Raw genomic sequence first — 14858 nt, 5'->3', positions numbered from 1 at the left:
TCTAGCATCTAAAAATAAAAATTGACGTTTCACGTTGTTTGTTTCGTTTAGTTTTCAAAGTTCAACATCGCGTTTCAGCGACTTTTATAATTTAACATTTTTCGTTAAATCCGTCAACAACTTTTTTCTTTCGTTCCTGACGACGCTTATTAATTTACCATACTAATAACTCCTTAGTCAACACTTTTTAAAAAAATGCCAAAATAATTTTATCTTGGCATTATATAAAGCTTAATAACCACTAATGCAGCAACTCCAGGTAGGCCTAATAAACTCGTTATTGTTGCTGTACCTACATTAATCGGGATATGAAAATCAAAATATGTTCCTACAACATTTACGATAAAGAGTAATGCAATTCCTAACGTAACATGAAAGAGCGCCTTCCCTATAAAACGTAACGGTTTAGAAGAGACACCAAAAACAAGAAAAATAAAAACTAGAGTAAGAATACCAACAATAATAATTGTAGAGTTCATTTTTTCCTCCTTATGAATGACCTATACATATCTATTTGTATGGGACAAGACAACAAAAAAGAACAATTAACCATGTAACTCCTGTTGGTTCATCTTACTAACCCTTGATCACGCAACCCATCAGAATCCTCAATAATTCTTTCAAAACGAAACAATCCCTTAGTTTTAACACACAAAATAAAAAGTCCTGCTTAAAAAGCAGAACCTTTTACCATTGCTCCATTTTTACAGGGCGACGCTTTGCTTCTTTTAACAAGAAGAAATATTTCGCCTCTGCTATTTTCAAAGAACAAAGCACATCTTGAGATGGTTCAACGCTTTGTTCGACCATCTTCTTCTGACGTAACCATTCATTCTTCACTTTTTCCAATAGTACAATTAACTTATCATCATACTCTTTACGCAATTTACCCTTCTTTTGAAAGAACATTTTTGTTTCTCCTCTTATACTTCTCTACGACCTTCTAACGCTTTTGACAGTGTTACTTCATCTGCATATTCTAAATCTCCACCAACTGGTAGACCGTGTGCAATACGAGTTACTTTAATACCTGTCGGCTTTAAGAGGCGGGATATATACATCGCTGTAGCTTCCCCTTCAATATTAGGGTTTGTTGCTAGTATCACTTCTTGTACCGTTTCATCGTGCAGTCGCTTTAAGAGTTGCGGGATATTAATGTCTTCTGGTCCAATTCCCTCCATTGGAGAAATGGCACCACGTAACACATGATACACCCCTTGATACTCTTTCATTTTTTCCATCGCAATTACATCTTTCGGTTCTTGTACGACACAAATAACCGATTGATCTCGATGTGAATCATCACAAATATAACAAGGATCACGGTCAGTGATATGTCCGCATACAGAGCAATATGCTAAGTCTCGCTTTGCATTCACAAGTGCTTTCGCAAAACCTAGTACATCATCTTCTTTCATATCTAATACGAAGAACGCCAATCGAACCGCTGTTTTCGGTCCGATTCCTGGCAACTTCATAAAACTATCAATTAATTTTGAGATTGGTTCTGGATAGTGCATATATCAATATCCTCCTAGAACATTCCACCCGGTAAGTTTAAGCCTTTTGTAAATTTACCCATTGTAGAGTTTGAAAGTTCATCAGCCTTTTTAAGTGCATCGTTCGTTGCAGCTAGTACTAGATCTTGTAACATTTCGATATCTTCTGGATCTACAACTTCTTCTTTAATTTTCACTTCAAGAACTTGCTTATGACCGTTTGCAATAACAGTAATCATTCCGCCGCCAGCTGTACCTTCAACTTTTTTTTCACCAAGCTCTTCTTGTGCTTTTGCCATATCCTTTTGCATTTTTTGCATTTGTTTCATCATGTTATTCATATTTCCCATTCCGCCACGCATCATAATTAATTCCTCCTAATAATAATTATTCTTTTATTTCAATAAGTTCTTGCCCTACTAATTTTACTGCTTCTTCTATGAGAGGATCTTCCTTTTGCTCTGAACCTTCTTCAGAATCCCCGCCTTCACGTTGTAAAAAGTCCTCACGAATTTTACCCCATTCACTTTTCGGGATAGCAATCATATTTAACTTTTTACTTAGCAATTCAAAAAGAATTTGTTCCAGCGTATCCATTGCTTCGCGATTTTCACTCGCCATTTTACAATGAATCTCATATTGAAACGCCAATACATAAGTATCATCTGAAGCCGCTACTGGCTCACTATTTTCTAATAAAACAGCAAATGCCACTTTGTTATACGATTTGAGTCTTCCTAACAACTCACCCCATACGGCTTTTAATTGTTCTAACTCTTGACGTTTCGCCTGCTTCAACACTTCATTTACACGTCCGACAGGAATTTTCATACTTCCTGTTCGTACTGGTTTTGGTGTTGCACGCGTCTCTCTTACTTCAGGTTGTACACCAGCTGGTACACCGTTCTTTTTCACTTGTTCTAATTCTTTCTCCAGTTGCTGCATCCTGTTCATAATTGCCTGTAAACGATCTGTACCGTTTGCTTGCATCATAAACTGCTGACACAGTTGTACCATCACAACTTCTAAGAAAATCCGCGGATGATTTGTCCACTTCATCTCTTGTTGTCCCTTACTCAGACTATGAATAATCTCATAGATGACTTCCGGCTGCATTTCTTCACTTAACACGCGGAATTGCTCATCTACAATTACTCGTTCTAGCATATGTTCTAGTTGTGGTGAAGTTTGATATAAAAGCATATCACGATAGTAGTAAATGAAATCCTCCATAAAGCGTACTGGATCCTTCCCTTTACTCATCATCTCATCTATGATACGCAATGCCCTTGATACATTATTTTCACGTATACATTCTACTAGGTTACCTAAATATTGCTGAGAAACAGAGCCCGTTACAGCTAAAACATCTTCTGTCGTAACCGCATCATCACTATAAGATATAGCCTGGTCGATAAGACTAAGCGCATCACGCATACCACCCTCGGCGGCACGCGCCACAATTTGTAATGCTTCCTCTTCTACTTGCGTACCCTCATTTGTTACAACCGTCGATAATCTCTCAACAATATCATTTACTGATATTTTTCGAAATTCAAATCGCTGACACCGTGAAATGATTGTAGGTGGGATCTTATGTGGTTCTGTTGTCGCTAAAATAAAGATAACATGTCCTGGCGGCTCTTCTAAAGTTTTTAAAAGTGCATTAAAGGCGCCCATAGAAAGCATGTGAACTTCATCGATAATGTATACTTTATATTCTACAGCACTTGGAGCATATTTCACTTTATCTCTTATATCTCTAATTTCATCTACACCGTTATTTGAAGCCGCATCAATTTCTAATACATCTGAAATAGATCCTTGTGTAATCCCCAAACAAGAAGGACATTCATTACAAGGTTCAGCTACCGGAGCGTGTTCACAGTTAATTGCTTTTGCAAATACTTTTGCAATTGTCGTCTTTCCTGTTCCCCTTGGACCAGAAAATAAGTAAGCATGTGAAACTTTCTCTTGAAGAAGGGCGTTTTGCAACGTTTTTGTCACGTGCTTTTGACCGACTACATCTTCAAACTTTTGCGGTCTCCATGTTCGGTATAACGCTTGGTATGACACGAAAATACGGCCTCCCTCAAAGGTTATTATCTTATATATTATAACCCATTCTGTTTATAGTTTCCAAAAGTTATTTTCCATACAAAAAACCCACCTTTGTATTAAGGTGAGTTTTGTATACATATATAACTGCCGTGCACCTTCTGTCGATTACGTACCATAAGCGTTACTCAAGCAGTTAGCTCGGTTCAGGCACTCCTGCGGCACACGAGAAGACCCGCTTATTGCTGCTTCCTTCCGGACCTGACAAGGTTCACGGGGTCCCGTTGCGCAGGACCCAAACGTCAACACCACTTACTTAAGGCAGACCTTACAGCAACATAACCTCGAGAAGGGATTCGGCCTCGCTAGAGCGGATTGCGAGTATAGGGCACCGCTACCTCCCCGCTTAGCACGACAAAGTTAAAACCAATATTCGGTTGCCTTCATTAAAGGCATTATCAGTATAACTTGTTTTTTTATAAAATGCAAATACGTTAATTTCCGTTACTTTTCTCTAATTTTTTTATCGCTTTTCTTTTTTTTCGAAGCTCTCTAAAAAAGTTTGTTAACAACGTACCGCATTCTTCTTCTAATACACCAGCTACTACTTCGCATTGATGATTAAAGCGTTCATCCGTTAACAGGTTCATTAATGTCCCTGCACATCCACCCTTCGGATCACTTGCACCGTATACAACTCGCTTCACTCGTGATAAAACAATTCCACCCGCACACATTGGACAAGGCTCTAATGTTACATATAACGTTGCATCTTCTAAGCGCCATGTCCCTAATTTTTTGCAAGCCTCATCTATCGCTAACAACTCGGCATGAGCTATTGACCTTTGCTCTGTTTCCCTTAGATTATGGGCAACACTAATTACCTCACCATCTAACACTATAACCGCACCAATCGGTACTTCTTGTATTTCCTCTGCCTTTTTAGCTTCTTCTATCGCTAGTTGCATAAAATAAATATCTTGATCTTGTTCCATAACATAGTCCTTTCATTACAAACAAAGTACATTTTTTCCATTTACTGCACATGGGATAACTTTTACAAATTCAATCCACCCTAAAAGAAATAGAGAGGAGCTTACATATGAAAAATACTGCCTTGCTCATTATCGATATGATTAATGATTTTCAATTTTCCCATGGGCCCATCCTAGCCAAAAAGTGCGAAGCCATCACAAGCCCTATTTTACAATTAAAGAAAAAAATGAAATCTGTCGGCTATCCTATAATTTATGTTAATGACCATTATCAACTTTGGAGATCTGATATTGACCAACTCATTACTCATTGTACGAATAAGTATAGTGAAAATATAATTCATAAGATTGCTCCAAGTTCTGATGATTACATTTTTATTAAACCACATTATTCTGCTTTTTATGAAACACCTTTGAATTCTTTATTAGGCCATTTAAAAATAGAAAACTTAATATTAACAGGAGTTGCCGGAAATATATGTATCCTATTTACAGCTAATGACGCTCATATGAGGAATTATACCCTGTATGTACCACAGGATTGTATTGCCTCTAATAGCGACCAAGATAATATACACGCTTTAAAAATAATGGAAACTACATTAAAAGCAAATATAACACCGTCATCGCAAATGAAATTTAATTAATACATATATCTATTTTCTAACTTTTTATATCAAATTAACCCGCTCGCTTCCCTCTTGTGCTACAATAATTCTGTTTTGTGTTTTTAGTAGTCACAGTAAATCACTGATTGAAAGGAGGAAACAGCGTGACCGGAGTACCATTTATCACGGTTGAAGGACCAATTGGTGTTGGAAAAACTTCACTTGCGAAGGAAATTTCAACTCACATGCAACTCCACTTCCTAAAAGAGATTGTTGATGAAAACCCTTTTTTAGGAAAATTCTATGAAGACATCGACGAATGGAGTTTTCAAACAGAGATGTTCTTTCTTTGTAATAGATACAAACAATTAGAAGATATTAACATAAAGTATTTGAATCAAAGGAAGCCAGTAGTAGCAGATTATCATATATTTAAAAATTTAATTTTTGCATCCCGTACATTAAAAAATTCTCAATATGATAAGTACATGCAAATCTATCGTATCCTTACGCAAGATATGCCTGTACCAAACGTCATCGTTTATTTAACAGCTAGCCTGGAAACATTACAAAAACGAATCGCAATGCGCGGAAGAGAATTCGAAAAAAATATGGATCCAAATTACTTACTACAGCTCACAAAAGATTATGAAACAGCCATGGATACTTTCAAAAAAGATCATCCAGACATTCCAGTATTGAAGTTTAACGGAGACGATATGGATTTTGTAAAAAATCCTGATGATTTAAATAACATCTTATCTGCCCTTCAAAATACTCTCTTAAAGGAGTCGAAATAACAATGAATTTAAGGCAAAAATACGATATACCAAATGATGCAGTAATCACTATTGCCGGAACGGTAGGTGTCGGAAAATCAACTATGACAACTGCATTAGCTAACGCTTTAGGGTATCGCACATCATTTGAAAAGGTAGATTCCAATCCATACTTGGACAAGTTCTATGCAGATTTCACACGATGGAGTTTCCACCTTCAGGTTTACTTTTTAGCGGAACGATTTAAAGAACAAAAAAGAATCTTTGAGTACGGCGGCGGTTTTGTACAAGACCGTTCTATCTATGAAGATACTGGCATTTTTGCAAAAATGCATCACGAAAAAGGAACAATGACAGAAACTGATTATGAAACATACAAAGGTTTATTCGATGCTATGGTCATGACTCCTTACTTCCCTCATCCAGACTTATTAATTTACTTAGAAGGTTCTTTTGATGATATTGTTGACCGTATTCAAGAGCGTGGTCGTCCAATGGAACAACAAACCCCAATTGAGTATTGGAAAGAGATGCATGGACGTTATGAAAACTGGATTAATAATTTTAATTCATGTCCTGTTTTACGCTTAAATATTAATGAATACGATATTTTAAAAGATGGCGATTCCATCGAGCCAATCATAAAAAAAATCGGCCATTTTTTAAAACAATCACGTAAACTTGTAAAATAAAAAACCCGTGCATATGCACGGGTTTTCCTATTAAATTACTTTTTCTTTTTGGTTGGAGCAATAATTTCACTCTCAGGTTTTCCAGCATTAATACGCTGACGAACGGTACTTGTACTAATATCATACGTTTCAGCAATCTCTTTAACAGTCATTTCTTTCCCATTAATCACTGCTGTCAATACTTTCCCTGTACGTTTTGGAGCTGTCTCTTTTTCCACAGCTGTTTTTTCAACTTTGTTTTGCACCGCTACTTCTTTCACAGCTTGTTTTGCTTGTTTTACATCACAAGTGCAACCACAAAGTTTACGGAATGTATCATCACTTATAGTGCGAGATACATTTGCACCACTGTTTAAAATTCTATTGTTCTTACAAACAGGACATTGTACATAATATAAAGTTTTTCCATCTAAAGGAAACGTTTGTATAATAAGATCCATGTTAACTCCTTTCATATCTATGAAGATAATCATCGGAATATGAGTGTGTAATAAGGACAAAATCGCCTTACACCATACTTTATGATTGGTTTTAAAATAAAAACTCGTTACGTGTTGGTAACGAGTTCTCCAATCTCCACTTATATGCGCTGTTGTCAATTATATCTGGAGGAGGTAGAGGGATTCGAACCCCCGCGCGACTCTCGCCGCCTGTCGGTTTTCAAGACCGATCCCTTCAGCCAGACTTGGGTATACCTCCATATTGACATCCAATATAATATCAAAAGAAAAACAGTTAGTCAACCCTACTAAAATAAATTATAAGGAAAGGAAAATTTTACTTTCCCTCTCCTATATTATAGTACTGACAACGCTCATAATTACCAATCACTCATACCGATGAATGTTTAAATTTACTTAATAACTGTTTTTCCTCCCATATAAGGGCGAAGAACTTCTGGAATTATAATTGTACCATCTTCTTGTTGGTAGTTCTCTAAAATAGCTGCCACCGTACGTCCGATTGCAAGACCAGATCCATTTAATGTATGAACGTGCTCTGGTTTTCCGTTTGGTTCACGACGGAAACGGATATTTGCACGTCTCGCTTGGAAAGCCTCAAAATTACTACAAGAAGAAATTTCACGATATGTGCCATAGCTTGGGATCCATACCTCAATATCGTATTTCTTCGCTGCTGTAAATCCTAAATCTCCTGTGCACATGCTCATAACGCGATATGGCAACTCTAATAATTGTAACACGCGTTCTGCATCATTTGTTAATTTTTCTAACTCTTCATAAGAATCTTCTGGTTTTACGAACTTCACAAGCTCCACTTTATTAAACTGATGCTGACGAATTAAACCACGTGTATCACGGCCAGCTGAACCTGCTTCAGAACGGAAACATGAGCTAAATGCAGCATATCGTATAGGCAACTGCTCTTTATTTAAAATCTCATCGCGGTGCATATTCGTTACAGGTACTTCTGCTGTTGGAATTAAGAAGTAATCCTCACTTTCAATACGGAATGCATCTTCTTCAAACTTCGGAAGTTGTCCTGTTCCTGTCATACTTGCACGGTTTACCATATACGGAGGTAATACTTCTTCATATCCATGCTCGTCAGTATGAAGATCAAGCATAAAGCTAATTAAAGCACGCTCTAATCTTGCACCAGCACCTTTATAAAATACGAAGCGGCTTCCTGTTACTTTCCCCGCACGCTCAAAATCTAAAATTCCTAAATCAGTAGCAAGATCCCAATGCGGTTTTGGTTCAAAAGTAAATTCTTTCGCTTCTCCCCAAGTACGTGCTACTACATTATCATCCTCTGTTTCGCCAACTGGAGCAGACTCATGAGGGATATTCGGAATAGATAGCATTAATCTTTCTAAGTCTTCTTCAACTGTACGAAGTTCATTATCAAGATCTTTTACTTTTTCCCCAACTTCACGCATTTCTAGAATTAGAGCTTCCGCATCTTTCTTTTCGCGCTTCAATACAGAGATTTGTTGAGATACTTCGTTACGTTTACTTTTTAGTTCCTCTGTTTGAACAAGTAACTCTCTTCTTCTCGTATCCAGTTCTTCAAAGCGACCAAAATCAGTTAGATCTTCGCCTCTATGCTGTAATTTTGCTTTTACTTCTTCAAAATTTGTACGTAAAAATTTAATATCAAGCATTCTATACTCCTCCTTTTATTTTATAAAACACAAAAAACTCCCGTCCCTATACAAAGGGACGGGAGTTAACCCGCGTTGCCACCCTAGTTGAAAGCATTACCGCTTTCCTCTCAAGTAGAAATAACGGCTCTTCACCGGGAATGCTTACTAATCATAAAGATATTCCACATTCCATTCCAGGATGGATTCACAAATTGTTCCTATCGATTTCCACCAACCATCGACTCTCTATAAGAAACGACATTTGTTACTATTTCCTATCAACACGCTTATTTTATAAAATTGTTACCATCAATTTACTATAATCTTATACAAGTTGCAAGTTACTTATACAACTTTTTTCATTTTCGCTTCTTTTACCATTTCTACAAAGTATGCTGTCACACGATGATCGTCCGTTAATTCTGGATGGAATGACGCAGCTAAAAACTGATTTTGTCTTACTGCTACCATTCGATCGTCATGCTTAGAAAGTACTTCCACATCATCAGCTACATTTACAACATACGGAGCACGGATAAATACACCAATAAAGTCCTCTCCTACACCTTTAATTGAAAGTGCGGCTTCAAAGCTATCCTTTTGGCGTCCGAACGCATTGCGCTCAACTGTAATATCCATAGCACCAATATGTGCTTCTTCATAACCAATAAGCGTTTTCGCAAGAAGAATCATACCTGCACATGTACCAAACATTGGTTTACCAGACTTCGCAAATGTACGAAGTGGTTCCATGAAAGCATACTTATCAATAAGACGGCGCATTGTTGTACTTTCACCGCCTGGTAAAATAAGACCATCAATCTCTTCAAGTTGTTCTATACGCTTTACAACAACAGCTTCTGCACCACTTGCTTCAACTGACTTTACATGCTCACGAACTGCACCTTGAAGACCTAGTACACCGATTTTCACCATTTTAAAGTTCTCCTTCAATTACCATCCACGCTCTTGCATACGTTGTTCTGGTAATAACGTTGAAATTTCGATACCCTTCATTGCATTACCTAATCCTTTAGAAAGGCTTGCAATTAGTTCGTAATCTTCATAATGAGTCGTTGCTTCAACGATTGCACGTGCAAATTTCTCTGGGTTCTCTGATTTGAAGATACCAGATCCAACAAATACACCATCAGCACCAAGTTGCATCATTAACGCTGCATCTGCTGGTGTTGCTACACCACCCGCTGCAAAGTTTACAACTGGCAGGCGACCAAGGCGTTTAATTTCAAGTAGTACTTCATAAGGAGCACCAGTATTTTTTGCATATGTCATTAACTCATCTTCACGTAGACTTGCAACTTGACGGATTTCTGCATTGACTTGGCGCATATGACGCACTGCCTCTACAATGTTTCCTGTTCCTGGTTCACCTTTTGTACGAAGCATAGATGCACCCTCTGCAATACGACGTGCAGCTTCTCCGATATCACGGCAACCACATACAAACGGAACTGTGTAATCACGTTTATTTAAATGGTATACTTCATCAGCAGGAGTTAATACTTCACTCTCATCGATATAGTCTACCCCTAATGATTCTAATACACGTGCTTCTACAAGGTGACCGATACGGCATTTTGCCATAACCGGAATTGACACCGCACCCATAACTTCTTCAACAATTGTTGGGTCTGCCATACGAGAAACGCCACCTGCTGCACGAATATCTGCTGGTACACGCTCTAATGCCATAACAGCAACTGCGCCTGCCTCTTCTGCAATTTTTGCTTGTTCGGCGTTAATTACGTCCATAATAACGCCGCCTTTTTGCATTTCTGCCATTCCACGTTTTACACGTTCTGTCCCTGTTACATTTGTCATGTACAAAAACCCCCCTAGGTGAATTGCTTTCCCCCGTTAAAGGCGAAAATTAAGAATACTCTTACATTCTACCACTAACTATCAGATGCTTGTCCACTACTTTTTCATAAAGTCGGTATGAAAAATAGGAATAAGAAAAAGCTCCTACAACGAGGAGCTTTTAAAACCAACCTTTTACTGTATCAACAGCACTATTCCATATACCACTAAAGAAAGAACCAATTCCGCGCATAGAACGAGTAAACCAACCAGCTTCTTCTACTGCCGATTTTGTTACAAGGTCTACTTGTAATGAATTACCAGATAAAAATCCAGGATCATTCGTATCTTTTGGTGTGATTACCAATTGACCAAGCGCAGCACCTTTTTTAATAGGTGCTTCCTGTCCCTTACTCGCTTCTTTTATCTCTGTTTTATAAATATCTTTGCTTCCTTTTGGAACTGGAAGTGAAACAGCTTGTTTCGTTTGAACCGCCACATCTTTATCTTTTGCATTTTCAACTCTTACTGTCTCGTTTCCTTTTACTGAAGAACCTTTGTCATACATTTTCTTCATTTCAAAGTTAGCAAAGCCATAATCATATAATTTCTTTGTCTCATCAAAGCGTGCTGTATGAGAATTTGTTTTAATAACTACAGAAATAAAACGCATTCCGTTTCTTTCAATCGTACCAGCAAAACAATCTCCTGCCTCTGGAGTTGATCCTGTTTTCAGGCCATCTACACCATCATATTCCTTAATTAAGCCTTTTAACATCCAGTTCCAGTTCGACATTTTAAAGTTCTCTTTTTCTGGACGGAAGAACTTTATCGGAATTTTTGCTGTATCTAATACTTTTGGATAATCTTTAATTAGATGTTGCGCTAAAATTGCAACATCCTTCGCAGACATCTTATTTTCTTCATCCGGTGCTGTACCCGCAGGATGCATTCCTTTTAAATCTTTATTTGTTAAACCCGTAGAATTGACAAATTTATAATTTTTCAATCCTAGTTCTTTTGCCTTATCATTCATCATTTTTACGAAATCTACTTCTTTACCTGCAATTGCTTCTGCTAATGCAATTGTTGCACCATTTGCAGAAAAGATTGCCATTGCTTCATATAACTCTTTCACTGTATAAGAGCCACCATTTTCTAATGCAACATTTGATAATGAAGCATCTTGTGAAACCTTATATGCATATTCAGAAACCTTAATTTTTTGATCCCACTTAAGTTTTCCTTTATCCACTGCTTCATGAACTAAATATTCACTCATCATCTTTGTCATACTAGCAATTGATAATAATTCATCTGCATTCTTTTGATATAAAATTTTCCCTGAATTCGCTTCGACTAAAATTGCTGCACCTGCTTCAATGTTTAAAGCAGCTCCTGTTTCCGCTGATGCATTACTATATGGTAACAACATGCTACAAGCTAGTGTAAGCACTGTTACTAACGCAATGAATCTTTTGCAAAACATACCTTTCACTTTTGCAACCCCCAATATCTATGTACTCACATAACCGTTATTCTAACATAACCCAAAAAAAATAGACAGAGATATCAAATCTCCGTCTATTTGTATATAAGACATTATAATGAGTAGTTTGGAGCCTCTTTTGTAATTTGTACATGGTGGGGATGGCTTTCAAGTAAACCAGCACCTGACATACGAATGAATTGCGCATTCTCACGTAAGAATTCTAAATCCTGTGCTCCGCAATATCCCATACCTGCACGTAACCCACCAACTAATTGATGGACTGTATCTGCTAAAGGTCCTTTATATGGTACGCGTCCTTCAATACCTTCTGGAACAAGTTTTTTGTTTCCTTCTTGGAAGTAACGATCTTTACTTCCTTTTTCCATCGCTCCAACAGAACCCATTCCACGATATACTTTAAATTGACGACCTTGGTAAATTTCAGTTTCTCCAGGGCTTTCAGCAACACCAGCAAACATACTACCTAACATAACAACGTGTGCTCCTGCCGCTAAAGCTTTAACCATATCACCAGAGTACTTAATACCGCCATCAGCAATAACTGGAATGCCGTGTTTACGAGCTTCTGTTGCACAATCATAAACTGCTGTTAATTGTGGTACGCCAACGCCAGCTACAACACGTGTCGTACAAATAGAACCTGGTCCAATACCAACTTTAACTACGTTTGCACCAGCTTCAATTAATGCTTTTGTTGCTTCAGCTGTAGCAACATTTCCAGCAATAATGTTTAGCGCTGGATATTTTGCACGAACTTCTTTTACTTTTTCAATAACACCTTGAGAATGTCCATGAGCTGTATCAAGAACAATTGCATCTACCTGTGCTTTTACTAATGCATCGATACGAGTCATAGCATCAGCTGTTACACCAACTGCTGCTCCGACTAATAAGCGTCCTTGCTTATCCTTTGCAGAGTTTGGAAATTCAATTACTTTTTCAATATCTTTTATTGTAATAAGCCCTTGTAATACACCGCTATTATCAACAAGAGGAAGCTTTTCAATTTTATACTTTTGTAGGATCTTTTCAGCTTCTTCCAGTGTAGTACCAACTGGGGCTGTAATTAACTGTTCTTTTGTCATTACGTCAGAAATTTTGATTGAGTAGTCTTGGATGAAGCGCATGTCACGGTTTGTAATAATACCAACTAATTTTCGCTCATCTAAATTATTTACAACTGGTACACCTGAGATACGGTATTTTCCCATAAGGTGTTCCGCATCATATACTTGATGTTCTGGAGTTAAAAAGAATGGATCTGAAATAACGCCGCTTTCAGAGCGCTTTACTTTGTCAACTTGCTCTGCCTGTTGCTCAATAGACATATTCTTATGAATGATTCCTAAACCGCCTTGACGAGCCATTGCAATAGCCATATCAGCTTCTGTTACTGTATCCATTCCTGCACTAATTAACGGGATGTTTAACTGTAAGCTTTCAGATAAAACTGTTTTAACACTTACTTCTCTTGGTAATATATCTGACTTTGCTGGTACAAGTAATACATCATCAAAAGTCAAACCTTCTTTAACAAATTTAGTTTCCCACATAATTGTTCCCCCCATAATACCAGAAATTATTATTAGTAGCTTATCAATTGGTTAAAATACTGTCAAGAAAGTATATATATGTTAGAATTTTTAGACAATAAAAGGAGCGTAATATATGCATCATACACCTTGTGCTTGGCAGCAATTAAGTTTCTTCTTTTCATCTCAAAATGTACAACGTTATCTTGCCCGTTGTTATGAAAAATCCTCAATTCAAGATGCCGAAAAAAAAAGTTTTGAAAATTGTTATCCATTTATTTATTACTTAGAACACGGTAAAAATTATTATGAATTATATAAGACAGCTCCATTTTCCATTCAGCCAATGTTGTTATTTTATGGAATGGGTCAACTTTTTAAAGCTTGTTTATTAACCATTAATCCAAACTATCCAGAATCAACAACCGTTCTAGCACATGGGGTGACAACCCGTAAACGAAAAAAACAAGGATATCAATTTTTAGAAGACGAGGTAAAAATACAGAAAAATGGACTATTTACTCACGCCGCAGAACAGCTGTTTCACATGAAACACTTGGAAACGGAAAAGTTTAGCATGTTAGAGCTAATGGGAAAAATCCCTGAGTTGCAACATTTATTTCGCTATAATCAAAAAGGAACAACATTGTATAAAATCGATTCAACAAATAAAAACGAGCTCTCTTTTTCAATCAACATACTAGATCGATTACATATGACTAAAGAGAGGTTTTCTCGTTACATCGAAACAACTTGTAAGCATTTATCAATACAACACGTACCTGAAAAAAATAATGAATCGAATGTATTTTTTTCAGCGCCTATTCAATCATGGAATCCTATGTACAGTACTCCTTTATATTATGAGTATCTTACCAATACTTATTATTTACCGCTTACGACCGACCCTAGAAACCCTAAGCCTGTATTACCTGAACTTCTCGTTCATTATTTATTGCTCTATAATTTAAGCATGATTTCTAGGTATGAAACAGACTGGTGGTATGACTTACTTGGAAGCTATAGTTCTGAAGATTATCCATTTATTTATCAATTCCTTAATATTTCTGCTCAAAAAATCCCTTATTATATTTCAGCATTTTTACTAACAGAATCCAACCTATTTCATGGGAAATAAAAAAACACAAGTCAAAAGACTTGTGTTTTTAGTTGCTTGGCGACGTCCTACTCTCACAGGGACAAGGTCCCAACTACCATCGGCGCTAGAGAGCTTAACTTCCGTGTTCGGTA

The 14858-nt window shown here is 37.1% G+C and carries 16 protein-coding genes, 1 tRNA gene, 1 rRNA gene, 1 other RNA gene and 1 other annotated feature; of the genes, 4 read left to right on the top strand and 15 right to left on the bottom strand.

Annotated features, from left to right (window positions below):
- Positions 1-209: 209 nt before the first annotated feature.
- From MR065_RS25960 to tadA, 7 genes are all read right to left on the bottom strand, one after another.
- Positions 210-479, bottom strand: coding sequence for a pro-sigmaK processing inhibitor BofA family protein (locus MR065_RS25960; protein WP_242215574.1), 270 nt, complete (start codon positions 477-479; stop codon positions 210-212).
- Between the two features lie 208 nt (positions 480-687).
- Positions 688-909, bottom strand: coding sequence for a YaaL family protein (locus MR065_RS25955; protein ID WP_088233332.1), 222 nt, complete (start codon positions 907-909; stop codon positions 688-690).
- A 14-nt stretch (positions 910-923) separates the two neighbouring features.
- Entirely contained in the window at positions 924-1520 is a 597-nt protein-coding gene (recR, locus tag MR065_RS25950; protein WP_242215573.1) for a recombination protein RecR, read from the bottom strand.
- A 14-nt stretch (positions 1521-1534) separates the two neighbouring features.
- The gene (locus MR065_RS25945; RefSeq protein WP_242215577.1) at positions 1535-1861 is read right to left on the bottom strand and encodes a YbaB/EbfC family nucleoid-associated protein; all 327 of its coding nucleotides are present in this window, start codon (positions 1859-1861) and stop codon (positions 1535-1537) included.
- 25 nt (positions 1862-1886) lie between these two features.
- Positions 1887-3575 carry a DNA polymerase III subunit gamma/tau gene (gene dnaX / locus MR065_RS25940; protein WP_242215571.1) on the bottom strand — a complete coding sequence of 563 codons (1689 nt, stop codon included), beginning with the start codon at positions 3573-3575 and terminating at the stop codon, positions 1887-1889.
- A gap of 132 nt (positions 3576-3707) precedes the next feature.
- Positions 3708-3972, bottom strand: an RNA gene (ffs, locus tag MR065_RS25935) — signal recognition particle sRNA large type.
- Between the two features lie 79 nt (positions 3973-4051).
- Entirely contained in the window at positions 4052-4552 is a 501-nt protein-coding gene (tadA, locus tag MR065_RS25930; RefSeq protein WP_242215569.1) for a tRNA adenosine(34) deaminase TadA, read from the bottom strand.
- 107 nt (positions 4553-4659) lie between these two features.
- Between tadA and MR065_RS25925 the strand changes: the two genes are divergently transcribed.
- The 3 genes from MR065_RS25925 to MR065_RS25915 all read left to right on the top strand — a co-directional run bounded on the left by MR065_RS25925 (position 4660) and on the right by MR065_RS25915 (position 6631).
- Positions 4660-5199 carry a cysteine hydrolase family protein gene (locus MR065_RS25925; RefSeq protein WP_242215567.1) on the top strand — a complete coding sequence of 180 codons (540 nt, stop codon included), beginning with the start codon at positions 4660-4662 and terminating at the stop codon, positions 5197-5199.
- A gap of 125 nt (positions 5200-5324) precedes the next feature.
- A complete protein-coding gene (locus MR065_RS25920; RefSeq protein ID WP_242215566.1) occupies positions 5325-5960 on the top strand; it encodes a deoxynucleoside kinase in 636 nt (211 codons plus the stop codon).
- A 2-nt stretch (positions 5961-5962) separates the two neighbouring features.
- Entirely contained in the window at positions 5963-6631 is a 669-nt protein-coding gene (locus tag MR065_RS25915; RefSeq protein WP_098269786.1) for a deoxynucleoside kinase, read from the top strand.
- A 35-nt stretch (positions 6632-6666) separates the two neighbouring features.
- On the opposite strand, the gene MR065_RS25910 is transcribed toward MR065_RS25915, so the two are convergent.
- From MR065_RS25910 to guaB, 7 genes are all read right to left on the bottom strand, one after another.
- Positions 6667-7071 carry a sigma factor-like helix-turn-helix DNA-binding protein gene (locus tag MR065_RS25910; RefSeq protein ID WP_000364211.1) on the bottom strand — a complete coding sequence of 135 codons (405 nt, stop codon included), beginning with the start codon at positions 7069-7071 and terminating at the stop codon, positions 6667-6669.
- A gap of 166 nt (positions 7072-7237) precedes the next feature.
- Positions 7238-7330, bottom strand: a tRNA-Ser gene (locus tag MR065_RS25905).
- Positions 7331-7484: 154 nt separating this feature from the next.
- Positions 7485-8759, bottom strand: a complete 1275-nt coding sequence (serS, locus tag MR065_RS25900) for a serine--tRNA ligase (RefSeq protein ID WP_242215565.1) — start codon at positions 8757-8759, stop codon at positions 7485-7487.
- A 51-nt stretch (positions 8760-8810) separates the two neighbouring features.
- Positions 8811-9032 (bottom strand) — a binding site (T-box leader).
- 54 nt (positions 9033-9086) lie between these two features.
- Entirely contained in the window at positions 9087-9677 is a 591-nt protein-coding gene (pdxT, locus tag MR065_RS25895) for a pyridoxal 5'-phosphate synthase glutaminase subunit PdxT (protein ID WP_242215564.1), read from the bottom strand.
- 18 nt (positions 9678-9695) lie between these two features.
- On the bottom strand, positions 9696-10583 hold the full coding sequence (gene pdxS, locus MR065_RS25890) for a pyridoxal 5'-phosphate synthase lyase subunit PdxS (protein WP_000186157.1): 888 nt from the start codon (positions 10581-10583) through the stop codon (positions 9696-9698).
- A 160-nt stretch (positions 10584-10743) separates the two neighbouring features.
- A complete protein-coding gene (locus tag MR065_RS25885) occupies positions 10744-12051 on the bottom strand; it encodes a serine hydrolase (protein ID WP_242215576.1) in 1308 nt (435 codons plus the stop codon).
- A 113-nt stretch (positions 12052-12164) separates the two neighbouring features.
- Positions 12165-13628 (bottom strand): IMP dehydrogenase, encoded by a 1464-nt coding sequence (guaB, locus tag MR065_RS25880; protein ID WP_097905666.1) that lies wholly within the window; start codon positions 13626-13628, stop codon positions 12165-12167.
- 115 nt (positions 13629-13743) lie between these two features.
- Here guaB and MR065_RS25875 point away from each other — a divergent pair, with 115 nt between their 5' ends.
- Positions 13744-14745 (top strand): YaaC family protein, encoded by a 1002-nt coding sequence (locus MR065_RS25875; protein ID WP_242215562.1) that lies wholly within the window; start codon positions 13744-13746, stop codon positions 14743-14745.
- A gap of 34 nt (positions 14746-14779) precedes the next feature.
- Here MR065_RS25875 and rrf read toward each other — a convergent pair.
- A 5S ribosomal RNA gene (rrf, locus tag MR065_RS27945) occupies positions 14780-14858 on the bottom strand; the annotation flags it as partial.

This window comes from Bacillus cereus group sp. BfR-BA-01383 (assembly GCF_022663495.1).
Lineage (GTDB): Bacteria > Bacillota > Bacilli > Bacillales > Bacillaceae_G > Bacillus_A > Bacillus_A cereus_AU.
The sequence above is the reverse complement of the archived record's forward strand: the minus strand, read 5'-3'. Positions and strand labels throughout refer to the sequence as shown.

Coding starts and splice junctions, on each gene's coding strand:
- MR065_RS25915 (WP_098269786.1), top strand. CDS start 5,963: ATGAATTTAAGGCAAAAATACGATATACCAAATGATGCAGTAATCACT.
- recR (WP_242215573.1), bottom strand. CDS start 1,520: ATGCACTATCCAGAACCAATCTCAAAATTAATTGATAGTTTTATGAAG.
- tadA (WP_242215569.1), bottom strand. CDS start 4,552: ATGGAACAAGATCAAGATATTTATTTTATGCAACTAGCGATAGAAGAA.
- pdxS (WP_000186157.1), bottom strand. CDS start 10,583: ATGACAAATGTAACAGGGACAGAACGTGTAAAACGTGGAATGGCAGAA.
- MR065_RS25910 (WP_000364211.1), bottom strand. CDS start 7,071: ATGGATCTTATTATACAAACGTTTCCTTTAGATGGAAAAACTTTATAT.
- MR065_RS25885 (WP_242215576.1), bottom strand. CDS start 12,051: ATGTTTTGCAAAAGATTCATTGCGTTAGTAACAGTGCTTACACTAGCT.
- MR065_RS25955 (WP_088233332.1), bottom strand. CDS start 909: ATGTTCTTTCAAAAGAAGGGTAAATTGCGTAAAGAGTATGATGATAAG.
- MR065_RS25925 (WP_242215567.1), top strand. CDS start 4,660: ATGAAAAATACTGCCTTGCTCATTATCGATATGATTAATGATTTTCAA.
- serS (WP_242215565.1), bottom strand. CDS start 8,759: ATGCTTGATATTAAATTTTTACGTACAAATTTTGAAGAAGTAAAAGCA.
- MR065_RS25960 (WP_242215574.1), bottom strand. CDS start 479: ATGAACTCTACAATTATTATTGTTGGTATTCTTACTCTAGTTTTTATT.
- pdxT (WP_242215564.1), bottom strand. CDS start 9,677: ATGGTGAAAATCGGTGTACTAGGTCTTCAAGGTGCAGTTCGTGAGCAT.
- guaB (WP_097905666.1), bottom strand. CDS start 13,628: ATGTGGGAAACTAAATTTGTTAAAGAAGGTTTGACTTTTGATGATGTA.
- MR065_RS25875 (WP_242215562.1), top strand. CDS start 13,744: ATGCATCATACACCTTGTGCTTGGCAGCAATTAAGTTTCTTCTTTTCA.
- MR065_RS25945 (WP_242215577.1), bottom strand. CDS start 1,861: ATGCGTGGCGGAATGGGAAATATGAATAACATGATGAAACAAATGCAA.